Origin of the sequence: Micromonospora sp. NPDC049060 (genome assembly GCF_040649055.1) — a bacterium.
Taxonomy (GTDB): Bacteria; Actinomycetota; Actinomycetes; order Mycobacteriales; family Micromonosporaceae; genus Micromonospora; species Micromonospora reichwaldensis.
Window position 1 is genome coordinate 1 of record NZ_JBEZEV010000008.1, and the last position, 18198, is coordinate 18198.

At 72.6% G+C, this 18198-nt stretch carries 9 protein-coding genes and 1 pseudogene; 3 read left to right on the plus strand and 7 right to left on the minus strand.

The features are described from left to right. Nucleotides 1-71 precede the first annotated feature (71 nt). On the minus strand, nucleotides 72-5150 hold the full coding sequence (locus tag AB0B83_RS05830; RefSeq protein ID WP_357577183.1) for an NAD-glutamate dehydrogenase: 5079 nt from the start codon (nucleotides 5148-5150) through the stop codon (nucleotides 72-74). A gap of 287 nt (nucleotides 5151-5437) precedes the next feature. Between AB0B83_RS05830 and AB0B83_RS05835 the strand changes: the two genes are divergently transcribed. After that, entirely contained in the window at nucleotides 5438-7399 is a 1962-nt protein-coding gene (locus tag AB0B83_RS05835; RefSeq protein WP_357577184.1) for a penicillin-binding transpeptidase domain-containing protein, read from the plus strand. Between the two features lie 1608 nt (nucleotides 7400-9007). Here AB0B83_RS05835 and AB0B83_RS05840 read toward each other — a convergent pair. From AB0B83_RS05840 to AB0B83_RS05865, 6 genes and pseudogenes are all read right to left on the minus strand, one after another. Then, nucleotides 9008-10111: pseudogene (locus tag AB0B83_RS05840) on the minus strand (arginase family protein); the annotation flags it as partial. Nucleotides 10112-10198: 87 nt separating this feature from the next. Next, complete coding sequence (locus AB0B83_RS05845; protein ID WP_311412024.1) at nucleotides 10199-11116, minus strand: tetratricopeptide repeat protein; 918 nt, start codon at nucleotides 11114-11116, stop codon at nucleotides 10199-10201. A gap of 238 nt (nucleotides 11117-11354) precedes the next feature. Beyond that, nucleotides 11355-13043 (minus strand): methylmalonyl-CoA mutase family protein, encoded by a 1689-nt coding sequence (locus AB0B83_RS05850; RefSeq protein ID WP_311412025.1) that lies wholly within the window; start codon nucleotides 13041-13043, stop codon nucleotides 11355-11357. A 108-nt stretch (nucleotides 13044-13151) separates the two neighbouring features. Continuing rightward, nucleotides 13152-13565: an Asp23/Gls24 family envelope stress response protein gene (locus AB0B83_RS05855; RefSeq protein WP_357577185.1), complete on the minus strand. Its 414-nt coding sequence runs from the start codon at nucleotides 13563-13565 to the stop codon at nucleotides 13152-13154. Between the two features lie 74 nt (nucleotides 13566-13639). Beyond that, on the minus strand, nucleotides 13640-14644 hold the full coding sequence (gene meaB, locus AB0B83_RS05860; protein WP_357577186.1) for a methylmalonyl Co-A mutase-associated GTPase MeaB: 1005 nt from the start codon (nucleotides 14642-14644) through the stop codon (nucleotides 13640-13642). Nucleotides 14645-14677: 33 nt separating this feature from the next. Then, nucleotides 14678-15877 (minus strand): acetyl-CoA C-acetyltransferase, encoded by a 1200-nt coding sequence (locus AB0B83_RS05865; protein ID WP_357577187.1) that lies wholly within the window; start codon nucleotides 15875-15877, stop codon nucleotides 14678-14680. 61 nt (nucleotides 15878-15938) lie between these two features. Here AB0B83_RS05865 and mce point away from each other — a divergent pair, with 61 nt between their 5' ends. Both mce and ccrA read left to right on the plus strand, forming a co-directional pair. Further along, a complete protein-coding gene (gene mce / locus AB0B83_RS05870; RefSeq protein ID WP_121399562.1) occupies nucleotides 15939-16412 on the plus strand; it encodes a methylmalonyl-CoA epimerase in 474 nt (157 codons plus the stop codon). Between the two features lie 345 nt (nucleotides 16413-16757). Beyond that, nucleotides 16758-18113 (plus strand): crotonyl-CoA carboxylase/reductase, encoded by a 1356-nt coding sequence (ccrA, locus tag AB0B83_RS05875; RefSeq protein ID WP_357577188.1) that lies wholly within the window; start codon nucleotides 16758-16760, stop codon nucleotides 18111-18113. Nucleotides 18114-18198: the final 85 nt, after the last annotated feature.

Genomic DNA, 18198 nt, shown 5'->3' on the forward strand with positions numbered 1-18198 from the left:
AAAGTGACTGGAGTTCAGTAGTGTGCTATTCAGATATGTCGTGAGACCGGCCGGGCCGCGTGCCATACGCGTCAGGCGGCGGCGGAGGTCCGCACCAGGGTGCGGATCTGGCGCAGCAGCACCGACAGGGCGGCGAGGTCCGCCCGGGACTCGTCGAACTCCCCCATCGCCCGCTCGGCGCGGTGGATCGACGTGGCGTTCGACTGCTCCCACTGGAGCACCCGCTCCTGCGGCGACAGGCTGCCGGCGGTGGAGTCGAGCACCTCCGCGGTCAGCGCGGCCAGCGCGGCGTACAGGTCGTAGCGCAGCGCCATCCGGGCCAGCGTCTGCCAGCGGTCCTCACGCGGCAGCAGGGAGATCTTCGACAGCAGCGAGTCGACCCGGAACCGGTCGGAGAGCACGAAGTAGACCGACGCCACCTCGCCGACGTCCCGCCCGCTGCTCGCCGCGGTCTCCACCACGTCGAGCAGGCCGAAGCTGTACATCAGCCGGGTCGCCTGCTCGGCCAGGTCGCGCGGCAGCCCCCGCTCGGTGAGCGAGTCGATGTGCGCCGCGAGGGAGTCCCGCTCGCTGCCGTAGAAGCGCTCCTCCAGATCGGGCAGGAGCTGGGCCACCCCGTCGCGCAGCCGGGCGATCTCCGCCGGCACGTCGATCGGCGACCGGCGGTTGGTCACCAACCACCGCACCGCCCGGTCGACCAACCGCCGGGTGTCCAGGTACACGCTGGTCTGCAACTCGGGGTCGACCTTGTTGTCCAGGTCCTCCACCGCGTCCCAGAGCGCGCCCAGCCCGAACACCTCGCGGACCACCACGTACGCCCGGATGACGTCCGCCGCCGGGGCGGCCGTCTCCTCGACCACCCGGAAGACGAACGAGATGCCGCCCCGGTTGATCGCCTCGTTGACCAGGACCGTCGTCACGATGTCCCGGCGCAACCGGTGCTGGCCCATCCGGTCGGCGAACCGCTCACGCATGGGCGTCGGGAAGTAGTTGACCAGGACCTCGGTCGTCCACTCCTCGTCCGCGAGCCCCTCGGCCAGGATCTCCGTCTCAAGGACGATCTTGACATACGCGAGCAGCACCGCGAACTCCGGCGCGGTCAGCCCGGACTCCGTCCGCACCGCCATCTCGTCGTCCGGCGGCAGCGCCTCCAGGGACCGGTCCAGCGCCCCCGAACGCTCCAGATCGGTGATCATCCGCCGGTGCACGGGCAGCAGCGAGGCGGCCTGCGCCTGCGCGTTGTTGATCGCCCGGGCCTGGTCGTAGTTGTCCCGCAGCACCAGCTCGGCGACCTCGTCGGTCATCGCGGCGAGCAGCTCGTCCCGCTCGGGGACGGTCAACGCGCCGTCGGCGACCGCCGTGTTCAGCAGGATCTTGATGTTCACCTCGTGGTCGGAGCAGTCCACCCCGGCCGCGTTGTCGATGAAGTCCGTGTAGATCCGGCCGCCGGTCTGGGCGTACTCGATGCGGCCGAGCTGGGTCCAGCCCAGGTTGCCGCCCTCGCCGGCCACCCGGCACCGCAGGTTCCTGCCGTCCACCCGGATCGCGTCGTTGGACTTGTCGCCCACCTCCGCGTTGGTCTGGCTGGAGGCCTTCACGTACGTGCCGATGCCGCCGTTCCAGAACAGGTCGACCGGCGCCGTCAGGATCGCCTTCATCAGCTCCTGCGGCGACATCTGCGTGACGTCGTCGCCCAGGCCCAGCACCGCGCGGACCTGCGGCGAGACCGGCACCGACTTGGCGGTACGCGGGTACACCCCGCCGCCGGCCGAGATCAGTCCCCGGTCGTAGTCCTCCCACGACGAGCGGGGCAGGTCGAACAGCCGCTTCCGCTCGGCGTACGAGGCGGCGGCCTCCGGGTCGGGGTCGAGGAAGATGTGCCGGTGGTCGAACGCGGCCACCAGCCGGATGTGCTCCGACAGCAGCATCCCGTTGCCGAACACGTCGCCGGACATGTCGCCGACACCGACCACGGTGAAGTCCTGGGTCTGGGTGTCGTGACCCATCTCGCGGAAGTGCCGCTTCACCGACTCCCAGGCGCCCCGGGCAGTGATGCCCATCTTCTTGTGGTCGTAGCCGGCCGAGCCGCCAGAGGCGAACGCGTCGCCGAGCCAGAACTGGTGCGCCGTGGAGATCTCGTTGGCGATGTCCGAGAACGTCGCCGTGCCCTTGTCCGCCGCGACCACCATGTACGGGTCGTCGCCGTCGTGCCGGACCACGTCCTCCGGCGGCACGATCTCGCCGCTGACGATGTTGTCCGTGACGTCGAGCAGGGCGGAGATGAACTCCTTGTAGCAGATCACCGCCTCGTCGCGGTCCCCCGGCTTCTGCTTGAGCACGAAGCCGCCCTTGGCGCCCACCGGCACGATGACGGCGTTCTTCACCATCTGCGCCTTGACCAGGCCGAGCACCTCGGTGCGGAAGTCCTCCCGGCGGTCGGACCAGCGCAGCCCGCCCCGGGCCACCGGCCCGAACCGCAGGTGCACGCCCTCGAAGCGCGGCGAGTACACGAAGATCTCGAACTTCGGCCGCGGCGCCGGCAGGTCCGGGATCGCCTGCGGGTCCAGCTTGAGCGCCACGTACGACTTCGGCCGCCCGTCGGTGCGCTTCTGGTAGAAGCTGGTGCGCAGGGTGGCCTGGATCATCGTCAGGTAGGCGCGCAGGATCCGGTCCTGGTCGAGGCTGGCGACGTCGTCCAGCGCGGCCCGGATGTCGCCCACCAGCTCGGCGCTGCGCTGCTGCCGCTGCTCGTGGCCGTCCTCACCGGGCGCGAACCGCACCTCGAACAGCTCCACCAGCAGGGCGGCGATCCTCGGGTACGCGATGAAGGTCTGCTCCATGTACTCCTGGGAGAAGACCGTGCCGGCCTGGCGCAGGTACTTCGCGTACGCGCGCAGCACCACGACCTGCCGCCAGGTGAGGCCGGCGCGCAGCACCAGCTCGTTGAAGCCGTCCACCTCGGCCTCGCCCCGCCACGCCGCCGCGAAGGCGTTCTCCACGTGCGGGCGCACCTCGGACAGCTCCTGGTGGCCCTCCGGCAGCCGCAGCCCGAAGTCGTAGAGGTAGACCCGACCGTCGATCCGGTCCACCTCGTGCGGGTGCTCGTCGACCACCTTGACGCCGAGCGAGTGCAGCACCGGCAGCACGGCGGAGAGCATCATCGGCTCGCCGTAGCGGTAGACCTTGAAGCGGACGTCCATCGCCTCGTCGACGTCCGGCCCCCGCCCACCGGCCCGCGGCGCGAGCTGCTTGCGGAACAGGTGCATCTCCAGCTGGCCGGGCTCCTCCAGCAGCTCCAGCTTCGCCAGGTCCTTCATGGCCTCGTACGGCGTGTGGCCGTCCTTGTAGCCCTCCGGGAAGGCGTCGGCGTAGCGGGTGAACAGGTGCTTGGCCTGCTCGTCGCCGAGCTTGCGCTCCAGCACCAGCCGGTAGTCGTCGTCCCAGAGCCGGGTCGCGTCGGCCAGCTCCTCGGCGAGCAGGTCGGCGTCGATGTCGCCCGGAGTCCGGCTCGGGTCGGTCCGGACGATGAAGTGCACCCGGGCGAGCATCGACTCGGTGACCCGGGTCGTGTAGTCGACCCCGACGCCGTTCAGCTCGCGCAGCAGGATGTCCTGCATCCGCAGGCGGTTCTGGGTGGTGAACCGGTCCCGGGGCAGGTAGATCAGGCAGGAGATGAACCGCCCGTACGCGTCCCGGCGCAGGAACACCCGCAGCTGCCGGCGGCCGGCCATCCGCAGCACCCCGATGACCGCGTGGTAGAGGTCCTCGGTCTTGATCTGGAACAGCTCGTCGCGCGGGTAGGTCTCCAGGATCTGGAGCAGGTCCTTGCCGGAGTGGCTGCGCTGGCTCAGGCCGGAGCGGTCCAGCACCTCGGCCACCTTGCGGCGGACCACCGGCAGCTCCTGCACACTGGTCCGGTACGCGGCCGTCGAGAACAGCCCCAGGAAACGCCGCTCGCCGATCACCTCGCCGGCCTCGTTGAAGATCTTGAAGCCGATGTAGTCGAGGTAGGCGGAGCGGTGCACGGTGGCCCGCGAGTTCGCCTTCGTGATGATCAGCAGCCGCTTCTCGGTGACCTTGTCGTGCGCCTCGGGCGTCATCGACGACAGCGGCCGGGCCTCCGGGGAGTCCTGGCGCAGGATGCCCAGACCGGTGCCGAGCACCGCCTCCAGGGCTTGGCCGCTGCCCCGCTCCCCGTCCCCGGCACCCGACTCGCCGGTGTCGACCAGCCGGTACTCCCGGTAGCCCAGGAACGTGAAATGGTCGTGGGCGAGCCAGCGGAGCAGCTCCACCGAGTCGGTGATGTCCTTCTCCGGCACCGGCGGCCGGTTGTCCGACGTCCGCGCGGCGGCCAGCTCGTCGGCGAGGGCGAGGGCGCGCTGGCGCATCTTCGGCCAGTCCTCCACCGCCTCCCGCACGTCGGTGAGCACCCGCTGGAGCTCCCGGCGCAGCCGGTCCCGCTCGGCGGCGTCGCGCACCGGGTCGATCTCGATGTGCATCCAGCTCTCGACCAGGTCGCCGGCGATGGCGTCGTCGGGCTCGACGTCGGCGGAGACCTCGACCAGCTGGCCCAGCGGCTCGCGCCGGACCACCACCAGCGGGTGGACCAGCAGGTGCACGTCCAGGTGGTGCGAGTTGAGCAGGGCGGTCACCGAGTCGACCAGGAACGGCATGTCGTCGGTGACGATCTCGATGACGGAGTGGTGCTGCTCGGCGTCGGGCTCGTGGATGCGCAGCTTCAACTCGCCCGGTACGCGCTGCTGGGCGAGGTCGCGGTGCGCGCGAGCCGCCTCCAGCATCTCCTCGGCGGTGAAGCCGATCAGCTCCTCGTCCGGCGCGAACCGCCAGAAGCGGCTGACCAGGGTCGCCGCGTCGTGGTCGTCGCCGGCAAGCGCGACCGCCTGGGCGACCAGGCGCTCCACGTTGGGAACAGGCTCGTCGAGCTCGTTGTCCTCCACGTCGTCGGCCAGCGCGTCGACGGGCAGGCCCAGATCGTAGAGGGTGTCGATACTCGAACCGGTCATCCCGGTCACTCCTGTGTCGAGCCGGCCGAAGCCGTCCCCGTCGGTCGCCGAATCGAAGCTGTCGTCCCGGCCGGTGTCATCCTGCCGGAGGTCGGGTCCCGGTTTGATCGCCGGACGCCGGTCCATCGGTGCCACTCCCCTCGACCCACCGCATTGTGGGTCACTCTGCCGCCCAGCCTAGGCCCTGCCGTTCCGCCCCTTGCTCGGCGGACCACAGTGCGGACGTCCGGTTCCGGACTTCGTCCTTTCACCCGTTGCGGGTACGAGGTTGGCCGGTTCGGGAGTACCCCGCCACCAGTCGTTCATCACCCGGGCAGCGGCTCTCTTTCCGCACGTCCCGGTGCGGGGGGACGGTGCGGACCGCGCCGCCGTACTAGCGTGCAGGGCAGTTCCGAGATCGGAGATCCGCTTCCATGCGCTTGTCGTACCCCCGCCGCCCCCGCCGCAACCGGCTCCGCCCGCCGCTGGCACTGCTCGCCGCGACCGCGCTCGCAGCCGGCGCCCTCACCGCGTGCTCGGGCGGTGACGGACCGGAGCGCAGCGTCGACGCGTTCCTGGCCGGCTGGCGCTCGGGCGACCTCCAGGCCGTCGGCTTCGTCGACCCGACCGGCGCCAAGGTGCCGGCGGCCGACGTCGCCCGCGAGCTCAAGGAGCTCTCCGGCGAGCTGGCGGCCACGCCGCCGACGCTGACCCGCCGGGGCGAGGCGAAGGTGACCAAGGACGTCGCGACCTCGGTGGTCAAGGTCGACTGGGCCCTCCCGGGCGGGACCCGTTGGGCGTACGAGCGTCCGGTGCGGCTCACCCGCGGCGGCGACGAGTGGCGGGTGATCTGGGAGCCGCAGGTGGTGCAGGAGCAGCTCACCCGGGGCGAGCGGCTCGGGCTGCGCCGCGACACCGCCACCCGGGCCGCGGTGCTCGACGCCGCCGGCCAGCCGATCGTGGCACCCCGGCCCGTGGTGCGGGTCGGGCTCCAACCGGGCGAGGTCACCGACCTCCCTGGCCTGACCCGGAGGCTGGACTCGGCCTTCCGGGCGATCCGACCGGCGATCACCCCGCCGGTGGACCTCTCCGGGCTGCGCAAGCGGCTCGACGACGCGGATCCGGGCGCGTTCGTCGAGGTGGTGACCCTGCGCGAGGAGGCGTACCGGCAGATCAAACAACGCATCTACGACCTGCCGGGCACCAAGTTCCGCAGCGACAAGCTCGACCTGGCTCCCACCCGCGAGTTCGCCCGGGCGGTGCTCGGCTCCGTCGACCCGGCCCAGGCCGACGACCTCGCCCAGCACCCCGACCGTTACGAGGCCGGCGACCTGGTCGGCCACGGGGGCCTCCAGGGCCGCCACGACGAGCGGCTACGCGGCGCGGCCGGGCTGACCGTGATCACCGAGCGCCCCGGCCAGGACGGCACGCTGGTGCCCACCGGCACCGAGGTGTTCCGCAGCGAGCCGAAGCCGGGGCAGCCGGTCAAGACCACGCTCGACGTCGCCACCCAGAACGCGGCCGACACCGCCCTGCGCAGCGAGAAGCGCCGGGCGGCGCTGGTGGCGGTGCGGATCAGCGACGGCGCGGTGCTCGCCGCGGCCAACGGTCCCGGCGCGGCCGGGGAGAACCTGGCCTTCACCGCCCAGGTCCCGCCGGGCTCCACCTTCAAGATGGTCAGCGCGCTCGGCCTGCTCGACCGGGGCGCGATCACGCCGGCCGCGACGGTGGACTGCCCGAAGACGTTCACCGTCGACGGCAAGCCGTTCAAGAACTCCGACAACTTCGTGCTGGGGCCGATGCCCTTCCGCACCGACTTCGCCAAGTCCTGCAACACCGCGTTCGCCGCGCTGGCGCCGAAGCTCGGCCCCGACGGACTGGCCGTGACCGGTCGTTCCCTCGGGCTGGAGGGGCAGTGGGACGTCGGCCTCGACGCCTTCACCGGCAAGGTCTCGGCGAACGGCGGGGCGACCGAGCAGGCCGCCGCTGCCATCGGCCAGGGCACCACGCTGGTCAGCCCGCTGGCCATGGCGTCGGCCACCGCGGCGGTCGCCCGGGGTCGGTTCGAGCAGCCGAAGCTGGTCCTCGACCCCGCCCCGGCCCAGCCCGCCGCCCCCGGCCCGCAGCTCAAGCCGGAGTCGGTCGAGGGGGTCCGGGCGATGATGCGGGAGGTGATCACGGCCGGCTCCGGCAGCGCGCTGCGGGACGTGCCGGGCGCGCCGGTGCACGGCAAGACGGGCACCGCCGAATACGACGACAACCCGGCGCACACGCACGCCTGGTTCGTCGGCTGGCAGGGCGACGTCGCGTTCGCGGTCTTCGTCGAGAAGGGCGGAGCCAGCACCGCCACCGCTGTCCCCGCCGTCGAACGCTTCCTCCGCGCCCTCTCCCGCTGACCAACCTCACCGACACCGACACCGGTACCGGCCTCGACGGTGCCGGCGGCCTCGACGGTGCCGGCGGCCTCGACGGTGCCGGCGGCGTCGGTGCCGGTGCCGGTGTCGTCGGTGCCGGTGCCGGTGTCGTCGGTGCCGGTGCCGGTGTCGTCGGTGCCGGTGCTGGTGTCGTCGGTGCCGGCAGCGTCGGGCACCCGTGGGCACCGCTGCTTCGCGGTTCACGCGGCCACGTCCTGGTCGGCGTGGTCCGTCACGTGTCGGCGACGGCGACGTGTAGTTGCGGCAGCCTCGGCGGCCCAAGCCGGCGCGCAAAGGGCCGGTCGCCGCACCGGGGAGCCCACCTGCCTGCCGCCAGAAGCGAGCATTGGTGATCAGGACGCCATGGACGTTACCGGGCGGTTTTAACGTCCATGGCGTCCTGATCACCACTGGTTGGCGGGCGTTCCCGCGGAACCGGAGCGACGCTGTGGAGCTGCCCCTACCGACGGGGCAGGCGCCGACGCCCGCCGGGCGCACATCCGGCAATTCACCGGTGGGAACACCATGGGTGTCAAAAACCTTTGGTGACACCCATGGTGTTCCACCCGTCACCTCGCGTCCCACCAGCCTCCGCGACCGGACCCGCAGGCGCACCGGCCCTAGCTCAATCGGCCCTGCCTCGACCGCGCCCGCCTCGCCCTGCCCTGGGCACGTGCCACCAGCCGCCCCACCTCGCCCTGCCCTGGCCACGTGCCACCAGCCGCCCCACCTCGCCCTGCCCTGGCCACGTGCCACCAGCCGCCCCACCTCGCCCTGCCCTGGGCACGTGCGATCAGCCGCCCCACCTCGCCCTGCCCTGGGCACGTGCGATCAGCCGCCCAGCCTTGCCCTTAACCAGGCACGTGCCATCAGCCGTCCCGGCGCGACCGGGCCCGGCAGGTGGGCGCACAGATGGGGCAGCTCGACAGGGGGTCAGGCGATACCGGCGGCGGATGGCGAGGTGCCGTCCTCGGGCGCGGGCAGCGGGTCGCCCGGGTCGAGGCCCGCGAGCGGTGCCCGGCGCAGCAGGCCCGGGCCTGCGGAGGCGGGCGGGCCGACGGGTTCCGGCACGGCGAGACCGTCGGAGGCGGCGGCAACCGGGGCCACCGGCCCGAGCGGCCGAAGCGGGGCTGGCGGAACGTCATCGGCACGCTCCTCGGCGCCGCCCGGGTGCCGGTCGTCTCCGTCAACGCGTGGAACGGGGGCGGAAACGAGCGCCGGGGCGGAGGCCGACGGAGGCATGATCGGCACCTCGGGACGACCGTTGCTCCGACGTACGGAGGGCACGACCGAGGCGGCAGACGCCGACGGCCCGGCCGAATCCGCAGACGCCGACGGCCCAACCGAGCCAGCAGACGCCGAGCGCGTGGCAGGGGCGGCAAGCGCAGACGGCCCAGCCGACCCGGCAGACGGCCCGGACGACACCGCAGACGGCCCAGCCGACACCGCAGACGGCCCGGACGACACCGCAGACGGCCCGGACGACACCGCAGACGGCCCGGACGACACCGCAGGCGGCCCAGCCGACGCGGCAGACGGCCCGGACGAGACGGCAGACGGCCCAGCCGACACGGCAGAGGCAGACGGCACGCCGGGGTCGGCAGACACGGTCGGCATCCCGGGAGCGGCAGACGGCGACGGCACGCTCGACACAGAGCGCGCAGAGGGCGTGGTGGGGGCAGTGGGGGCGGAGGGCCTGGTGGGGGCGGCAGAGCGTGACGGCGCGGGCGGGGCGGCGGACGCCGACGGGCCCGGCAGCAGTCGGGGCGGCGAAGCCGTCGGCGCCGAGACCGGGCGCAGCCCGGCAACCACGGTGTTGACGATCTCGGCCGCGTACGCGCCGTCCAAGTCGTAGTCGGGGTCGAAGACGGTCAGCTCGACGCCGAGGCAGTGCGGGGTGTCGACGAGGCCGGCGAGCAGGATCTCCAGCTCGGCGAAGGCGATCCCGCCCGGGTCGGGGGCGTCGACCGCCGGCATCACGGCCGGGTCCAGCACGTCCACGTCGATGTGCACCCAGTAGCCGGCGCAGTCGGCGAGCTGCTCGTGCGCCCACTGTGCCGTACGCGCGGCGCCCTCGGCGCGCAGCGCCGGCACCGGCCGGGTGGTGATCCCGGCGGCCTGGAGGTCGAGGCGGTACTCGTCCTGTGCCCGGATGCCGAGCACCACCACGTCGATGTCGCGGAAGTACGGCCGGCGCCCCTCGATGGCGGCCAGGTCGGCCTGCCCCCGCCCGGTGACCAGCGCGAGGTCCTCGCCGGCCGCCGCGCCCACGTAGGAGGCGTTGCCGGGGTGCCGGAAGTCGGAGTGGCCGTCGACGAAGACCAGCCCGATGCGCCCCCCGACCGCCTCGCCGAGCCGGTGCATGGCCAGTGCCGAACCGAGCAGGATGGAGCAGTCGCCGCCGAGCACCAGCGGGAACTCGCTGCGGTCGATGATGGCGCCGATGCGCTCCGCGAGCGCCACCGAGTAGTCGGCGATCTCGCGGGCGTGGCAGACCCCGTCACCCGGTCGCCAGTCGCCGGGGTCGTAGCGGGGCGCGGTCAGGCAGCCCGCGTCGCGGGCCCGCAGCCGGGCGAGCAGCCCCTGGTCGCGCAGCGCGCCCGGGGCCTTGCCGCAGCCGGGGACCGAGGTGGACGTGGGTGGGCGCAGGCCGAGGTTGCTGGGCGCGTCGAGGACGGCGATCCGGCGCATCATGGGCTCCCGTCCTCGAGGTGTCGGGCGGGCCGGCCGGAACGCCGGCCCGCGCTGGCGTGCTACGTACTCACAAGCAGGGCGTGGTGCTCAGAACAGGGCGCTGGCCAGGGCCCTGCGCGCCGCGGCGACCGCGGGATCCTCCGGGCCGGCGACCGTGAAGAGGCTGACCAGGTGCTGGCGTACCTTCTCCCGCTCCTCACCGGCGGTGCGGCGGACCAGGCCCACCAGGCGGGCGTACGCCGCCTCGGCCTGGCCGCTGAGCACCTCGATGTCGGCGGCCAGGAGCTGGGCCTCGACGTCGTCGGGGTTCGCCTGGGCGGCGGCGACCGCCGCGCCCGGGTCGGCCCCGGCCACCCGGCGGGCGAGCCCGACCTGGGCGAGGCCCGCCTCCGCCGCGGCGTCCGCGGGCGACTCCGCGAGGATCTTGCGGTACGCCTGCTCGGCCGCGTCGAGGTCGCCGCTCATCAGGGCGTCGTCGGCCTCGTCGAGGCGCGGGTCCTCCGGCTCGGCGACACTCACGCCACCGGCCTTGAGCACCGCCTGGATCCACTGCCGCAGCTGCGCCTCGGGCACCACTCCGGAGAAGGCGTCGATCGGCTGGCCGCCGACCACCGCGTAGACCATCGGGATGCCCTGCACCCGGAACATCTGGGCGATCCGGGGGTTGGCGTCCACGTCGACCTTGGCGAGCACCCAGGCGCCGCCGCCCTCGGCGGCCAGCCGCTCCAGCACGGGGCTCAGCTGCTTGCACGGCTCGCACCACTCGGCCCAGAAGTCCACGATCACCGGTGTGGTGAGCGAGCGCTCGAGAACCTCGGACTGGAATGTCGCCTCGCTCACGTCGATGACGGCGACGCCGCCACCGGCGGCGCCGGGGAAATCGGCGGAGGGGGCGGACTGGGCCGGGGTGGCGGGGCGGGCAGGGGCCGGTGCGGGGGTGCGCAGCGCGCTGAGGTCGACCGCGCCGCGGGTGAAGATCGACGAGGTGATCCGTGGGTCGCTCATGGTTACCTAGTCTCGCACGCGACCCACGGAACTCAGATCAACCGCGACGGCGACAGTTGCGACTGTCACGGCTGCTCCCGCCCTTCCCCGCCCCGTCCCCGCGTCCCTGCCCGACCTCCCGCCCGGCACGGCGCGATCCCGCACCTCCGGTCCTCGGTACGAGGCCTGCCCGGCGGCCGCCGGAACACGGGGTGCGGGATCGCGGTGGAGCGGGATCGCGGTGTCGAGGGGGACGGGGTCAGAAGCGGGCGGGTTCGCGGTAGACGCCCCACTCGGCGCGCAGGGCGTCGCAGATCTCGCCGAGGGTGGCCTCCGCGCGGACGGCGTCCAGCATGGCCGGGATCATGTTGCCGTCGGTCCGGCCGACGGCGACCATCCGCTCGATGGCGGCCTTGACGGCGGCCTCGTCGCGGCCGGCCTTCCGCTCGGCCAGCACCCGGCGCTGCTCCAGCTCCACCTCGTGCGAGATGCGCAGGATCTCCAGGTCCTTGGCGACCGTGCCGGTGTGGCAGTTGACCCCGACGATCCGCTTGTCGCCCTTCTCCAGCGCCTGCTGGTAGACGAAGGCGGACTCGGCGATGTGGCCGGTGAACCAGCCGTCCTCGATGCCGCGCAGGATGCCGGAGGTCATCGGGCCGATCTGGTGCGGGCCCTCCCCGCCGAGCTGCCGGATCCGGGCGAAGATCTCCTCCGCCTCGGCCTCGATCTTGTCGGTGAGCGCCTCGACGTACCAGGACCCGCCCAGCGGGTCCGCCACGTTGGTCACCCCGGTCTCCTCCATCAGCACCTGCTGGGTACGCAGGGCGATCTCGGCGGACTCGTCGGTGGGCAGCGCCAGGGTCTCGTCCAGGGCGTTGGTGTGCAGCGAGTTGGTGCCGCCGAGCACCGCCGCGAGCGCCTCCACGGCGGTACGCACCACGTTGTTGACCGGCTGCTGGGCGGTCAGCGACACCCCGGCGGTCTGCGTGTGGAACCGCAGCCAGAGCGCCTTCTCACTGGTCGCGCCGTAGACGTCGCGCAGCCAGCGGGCCCAGATGCGGCGGGCGGCCCGGAACTTGGCGATCTCCTCGAAGAAGTCGACGTGCGAGTCGAAGAAGAAGCTCAGGCCGGGCGCGAAGACGTTGACGTCGAGCCCCCGGGAGAGCCCCAGCTCGACGTAGCCGAACCCGTCGGCGAGCGTGTACGCCAGCTCCTGCGCGGCGGTCGAGCCGGCCTCGCGGATGTGGTAGCCGGAGACCGAGAGCGGCTTGTAGCGCGGGATCTCCCGGGCGCAGTACTCCATCAGGTCGCCGATCAGGCGCAGGTGCGGCTCCGGGTCGAAGAGCCACTCCTTCTGCGCGATGTACTCCTTGAAGATGTCCGTCTGCAACGTGCCGTCCAGCGTGGACAGGTCGGCGCCCTGCCGCTCGGCGGCCACCAGGTACATGCAGAACACCGGCACGGCCGGCCCGGAGATGGTCATCGACGTGGTGACCCCGGCCAGGTCGATGCCGTCGAAGAGGGCCTCCATGTCGGCGGCGGTGTCGATGGCGACGCCGCAGTGGCCCACCTCGCCGAGCGCCTGCGGGTCGTCGGAGTCCCGGCCCATCAGCGTGGGCATGTCGAAGGCGACGGAGAGACCGCCGCCGCCGGCGCCCAGGATCATCTTGTAGCGCTCGTTGGTCTGCTGGGCGTTGCCGAACCCGGCGAACTGCCGGATCGTCCAGGTCCGCCCGCGGTAGCCGGTCGGGTAGAGGCCCCGGGTGTACGGGTACTCGCCCGGCCAGCCGATGCGCTCGAAGCCCGGATAGGGCACACCCTCCGGCGGCCCGTAGACCGGGTCGACGGGCATCCCGGAGAGCGTGGTGAAGTCGGCGTCCCGCTTACGCGCGGCGTCGTAGCGGGCCTGCCAGCGCGCCCGTCCGGCGGCGATCTCGTCGGCGTTCATCGGCGGGGCTCCTCCTCGAGTCCTCGACTGCACTGCGAGTGTAGAGCCCAGACCTGAACGATCGCTAAGTAAGTTCGTACCGGCAGGTAACCTGAGCCGCCGGACGCGTCACGCGACGGGCGCGGCGGGACCGCCCAGGGCCACGTCGTCGACCCTGATGTTGACCTCGTCGACCCGCAGCCCGTACGCCTCGACCGCCCCGGCGACCTGCGCCCGGACCTCGGCGGTCACCTGCGGCACCGGGCGGCCGGCCTCGATCACGATGACCAGGTTGACCACCGCGGCACCGTTCGTGACGTGGGCCGAGCAGCCGCGCCGGGCGTCGCCGACCTGGTCGAGCCCGACCTTGTCGAGCACCGCGTTGAAGAACCGGGCCACGTCTCCGCCCAGCTCGACCACCCCGGGCACGGACCGCGCGGCGGCCACCGCGATCTTCTCCACCACCTCGTCGGAGACGAGCGTCGTCCCGCCCGGCACCGCGTCCGGTGTCACCGACAGCTCCTGCGTCGCCTCGTCGCCCATCGTCTCCCCACTCCGCCGCGCACCGCCCCACGCCGACCGTGGAGCGGTGCGAGCGTACTAGCTCGACGGGCCCCTCAGGAGCCGAGCTGGGAGAGCAGTTCGTCGGCCGCCGCGTACGGGTCGAGGGCGCCCTCGGCCACCTTCGCGGCGAGCGCCGGCAGCTCCGTACCGTCGCGCAGGGAACCGATCCGGGCGCGGAGCACGCCCAGCGCGATCGCCTCGACCTCGGCGGCGGCCCGCGCCTCCTGGCGGCGACGCAGCTCGCCGTGCTCGACCAGCCAGGCACGGTGCTTGTCGATGGCGGCGGCGATGTCGTCGATCCCCTCGCCCCGGGAGGCGATCGCGCGCACCACCTGCGGCCGCCAGTCGCCCGGGCCGCGCTCACCCAGGGCGATCATGCCCTGGATGTCGCGGTAGGTGGCGTCGGCGCCGTCCCGGTCGGCCTTGTTGACCACGAAGACGTCGGCGATCTCCAGGATGCCGGCCTTGACCGCCTGGATCGCGTCGCCCATGCCCGGGGCGAGCAGCACCAGCGTGGTGTCGGCCAGCGAGGCGACCTCCACCTCGGCCTGCCCGACGCCCACGGTCTCCACCAGCACGACGTCGCAGCCGGCGCCCTCCAGCACCCGCACCGCCTGCGGCGTGGCGGCCGACAGCCCGCCCAGGTGGCCCCGGCTCGACATCGACCGGATGTAGACGCCCGGGTCGGTGGCGTGGTCCTGCATCCGGACCCGGTCGCCGAGGATCGCCCCGCCCGTGAACGGGCTGGACGGGTCGATGGCCAGCACGCCCACCCGGTGGCCGCGGGCGCGCAGCGCCCGGACCAGCTCGTTGGTGGTGGTCGACTTGCCCACCCCCGGTGAGCCGGTCAGCCCGACCACCTGGGCCTGGCCGGCGTACGGCGCGAGGGCCGCCGCGATCCGCGGCAGCGTCTCGTCGCCTGACTCGACCAGGGTGATCAGCCGGGCCACCGCGCGCGGATCGCCCGCGCGGGCCCGCTCGACCAGCATCGGCACGTCCCGGCTGCGGCGCACCGGGGGTGCGCCGGCCGCCGGGACGCCGTCGACGATCTCGCTCACTGTGCTGCCTCTACGGGATCGGCCGGCCGGCGGTCAGTGACCGCTCTCGCCGGGGGCCGGGACGTGGATGATCAGAGCGTCGCCCTGGCCGCCGCCGCCGCAGAGCGCCGCGGCGCCCGTGCCGCCGCCCCGGCGCTTGAGCTCCAGCGCGAGGGTGAGCACCAGCCGGGCGCCGGACATGCCGATCGGGTGGCCCAGCGCGATCGCCCCGCCGTTGACGTTGACCTTGTCCGGGCTGATCCCGAGGTCACGGGTGGACTGGATGCCCACCTGGGCGAACGCCTCGTTGATCTCGATGAGGTCCAGGTCCTCGATGCCGAGCCCGCCCTTCTTGAGGGCGTGCTGGATCGCGTTGGACGGCTGCGAGTGCAGGGAGTTGTCCGGGCCCGCGACGTTGCCGTGCGCGCCGATCTCGGCCAGCCAGGTCAGCCCCAGCTCCTTGGCCTTGGCCTTGCTCATGACGACCACCGCGGCGGCGCCGTCGGAGATCGGCGAGGCGCTGCCGGCGGTGATGGTGCCGTCCTTGGCGAACGCCGGGCGCAGCTTCGCCAGCGACTCGACGGTGGTGTCCGGGCGGATCCCCTCGTCCTCGCTGATCACCAGCGGGTCGCCCTTGCGCTGCGGGATGACCACCGGGGTGATCTCGTCGGCGAAGTGGCCGTTCTTCTGCGCGGCGGCGGCCCGCTGGTGGCTGGTCGCGGCGAACGCGTCCTGCTCCTCGCGGGAGATGCCGTGCCGCCCGTTGTGCCGCTCGGTGGACTCGCCCATCGCGCAGTTGTCCCAGGCGTCGGTGAGCCCGTCGAGCGCCATGTGGTCCTTGACCACCACGTCGCCGTACTTGTAGCCGCCGCGCTGGCCGAGCAGCAGGTGCGGGGCGTTGGTCATCGACTCCATGCCGCCGGCGACGACGATGTCGAACTCGCCGGCGCGGATCAGCTGGTCGGCCAGGGCGATCGCGTCCAGGCCGGAGAGGCAGACCTTGTTGACGGTCAGCGCCGGCACGGACATCGGGATGCCGGCCTCGACCGCCGCCTGGCGGGCCGGGATCTGTCCGGCGCCGGCCTGGAGCACCTGCCCCATGATCACGTACTGGACCTGCTCGGGGGCGACGCCGGCCCGCTCGAGCGCCGCCTTGATCGCGATGCCGCCGAGCCTGGTCGCGGGGAGGTCCTTGAGGTTGCCCAGCAGGCGCCCCATCGGGGTCCGCGCGCCGCTGACGATCACCGAAGCCATGCCTGCCTCCGAGGGGGTGCCGACCTGTACGCCTTAACGATTGTTCGGTCAGACTAGCGCCATGGCTGAGAACTCCCCCGTCGAGACCGCTGCCGACTATGTCACAGACATCGGCCTGCGCCGCATCGACCACGTCGGGGTCGCCGTCGCCGACCTGGACGCCGCGATCGACTTCTACCAGCGCACCTTCGGGATGCGCTGCGTGCACACCGAGGTGAACGCCGAGCAGGGCGTACGCGAGGCGATGCTGGCCGTCGGCCCGGACGCCGAGGGCGGCTGCGTGCAGTTGCTCGCCCCGCTGACCCCGGAGTCGACAATCGCCAAGTTCCTCGACAAGAAGGGCCCGGGCGTGCAGCAGGTGGCGTACACCGTCGAGGACATCGACGCCGCCTGCGCGAAGCTGCGCGAGCGGGGCGTGAAGCTGCTCTACGACACCCCGAAGCGCGGCACCGCCAACTCGCGGGTCAACTTCGTCCACCCGAAGGACGCCGGCGGGGTGCTTGTCGAACTCGTCGAGCCCGCCGCCGGGCACTGATCCCCCGCCTCCGGCTCCCGTCGACCGGACGGGGGCCGGAGGCCACACTCCATCTGGCGAGAAGGGGCCGGAGGCCACTCCCCGGCTGGTGGGAGAGGGGCCGGAGGCCCCGCCGAGCGCGTCGGTGCGTGGTTCCACCGCCGCCCGGGCACCTCCACGCATCGGCCAATGCAGTTTTTCACAGAGGACTTCCGGCCCTACCTACTGTTCAGTAACGTCCCGCCCCACAGGAGCGCGGCCGGTACCGGATGTGTCGGATGCCGACATGGCGGTGGGCCGCACCGACGCCGACGATGGCAGCACCCAGGCCCGCGTGGGCGGGGTGCGGACGAACGGGAGGTCGACGTGCAGGACATCCTCGAAGCGATCATGGCGGCGGAGGGATCCGACAAACCCGCACGGGAGCTCGCCGGGATCGCCGGCCTGCCGGTACCCGAGACGTACCGCGGCGTGGTGGTGCGCGCCGACGAGACCCGGATGTTCGACGGCCTGGCCACCCGGGACAAGGACCCGCGCAAGGCGCTGCACGTGCAGGAGGTGCCGACGCCGGAGCTGGGGCCGGGCGAGGCGCTGGTCGCCGTGATGGCCAGCGCGATCAACTACAACACGGTCTGGACCAGCATCTTCGAGCCGCTGCCGACCTTCAAGTTCCTCCAGCGCTACGGCCGGCTCTCCGAGCTGACCCGCCGGCACGACCTGCCGTACCACGTGGTGGGCTCCGACGCCGCCGGCGTGGTGCTGCGCACCGGGCCCGGGGTGACGAAGTGGAAGGCCGGCGACGAGGTCGTCGCGCACTGCCTCTCCGTGGAGCTGGAGGACGCGGCCGGGCACGACGACACCATGCTGGATCCGCAGCAGCGGATCTGGGGCTTCGAGACCAACTTCGGCGGCCTGGCCGAGCTGTGCGTGGTCAAGGCCAACCAGCTGATGCCCAAGCCGCAGCACCTGAGCTGGGAGGAGGCGGCCAGCCCGGGGCTGGTCAACTCGACGGCGTACCGGCAGCTGGTGTCGCACCACGGGGCCAACATGAAGCAGGGCGACGTGGTGCTGATCTGGGGCGCCTCCGGCGGCCTGGGCGGCTACGCCACCCAGATGGCGCTCAACGGCGGCGCGATCCCGGTCTGCGTGGTCTCCTCGCCGGAGAAGGCGGAGCTGTGCCGGAAGATGGGCGCCGAGCTGGTGATCGACCGCACCGCCGAGGGCTTCCGCTTCTGGTCCGACGAGCAGACCCAGGACCAGGACGAGTGGCGCCGCTTCGGCGAGCGCATCCGCGAGCTGACCGGCGGCGACGACCCGGACATCGTCTTCGAGCACCCCGGCCGGGAGACCTTCGGCGCCAGCGTCTACGTGGCCAAGAAGGGCGGCACCATCGTCACCTGCGCCTCCACCAGCGGCTACCTGCACCAGTACGACAACCGCTACCTCTGGATGCACCTGAAGCGGATCATCGGCAGCCACTTCGCCAACTACCGCGAGGCGTGGGAGGCCAACCGGCTCGTGGCACTGGGCAAGGTCCACCCCACGGTGTCGAAGACCTACGCGCTGGAGCAGACCGGCCAGGCCGCGTACGAGGTGCACCGCAACGCGCACCAGGGCAAGGTCGGCGTCCGCTGCCTGGCCCCGTCGGACGGGCTCGGCGTACGCGACCGCGAGCTGCGCTCCCGGCACGAGGACGCGATCAACCGGTTCCGCGGCCACTGACCCGAGGGACGAGGCGCCGTCGACCATTGCGGTGAACGGCGATTGCCTTTCCGCCTAGTGTCGGACGCTCATTCGAGCGATGCCG

Bases quoted from the DNA above. Each gene is read 5' to 3' on its own strand.
- AB0B83_RS05830 (WP_357577183.1), bottom strand. From the start codon at position 5,150: ATGGACCGGCGTCCGGCGATCAAACCGGGACCCGACCTCCGGCAGGAT.
- AB0B83_RS05835 (WP_357577184.1), top strand. From the start codon at position 5,438: ATGCGCTTGTCGTACCCCCGCCGCCCCCGCCGCAACCGGCTCCGCCCG.
- AB0B83_RS05845 (WP_311412024.1), bottom strand. From the start codon at position 11,116: ATGAGCGACCCACGGATCACCTCGTCGATCTTCACCCGCGGCGCGGTC.
- AB0B83_RS05850 (WP_311412025.1), bottom strand. From the start codon at position 13,043: ATGAACGCCGACGAGATCGCCGCCGGACGGGCGCGCTGGCAGGCCCGC.
- AB0B83_RS05855 (WP_357577185.1), bottom strand. From the start codon at position 13,565: ATGGGCGACGAGGCGACGCAGGAGCTGTCGGTGACACCGGACGCGGTG.
- AB0B83_RS05865 (WP_357577187.1), bottom strand. From the start codon at position 15,877: ATGGCTTCGGTGATCGTCAGCGGCGCGCGGACCCCGATGGGGCGCCTG.
- mce (WP_121399562.1), top strand. From the start codon at position 15,939: ATGGCTGAGAACTCCCCCGTCGAGACCGCTGCCGACTATGTCACAGAC.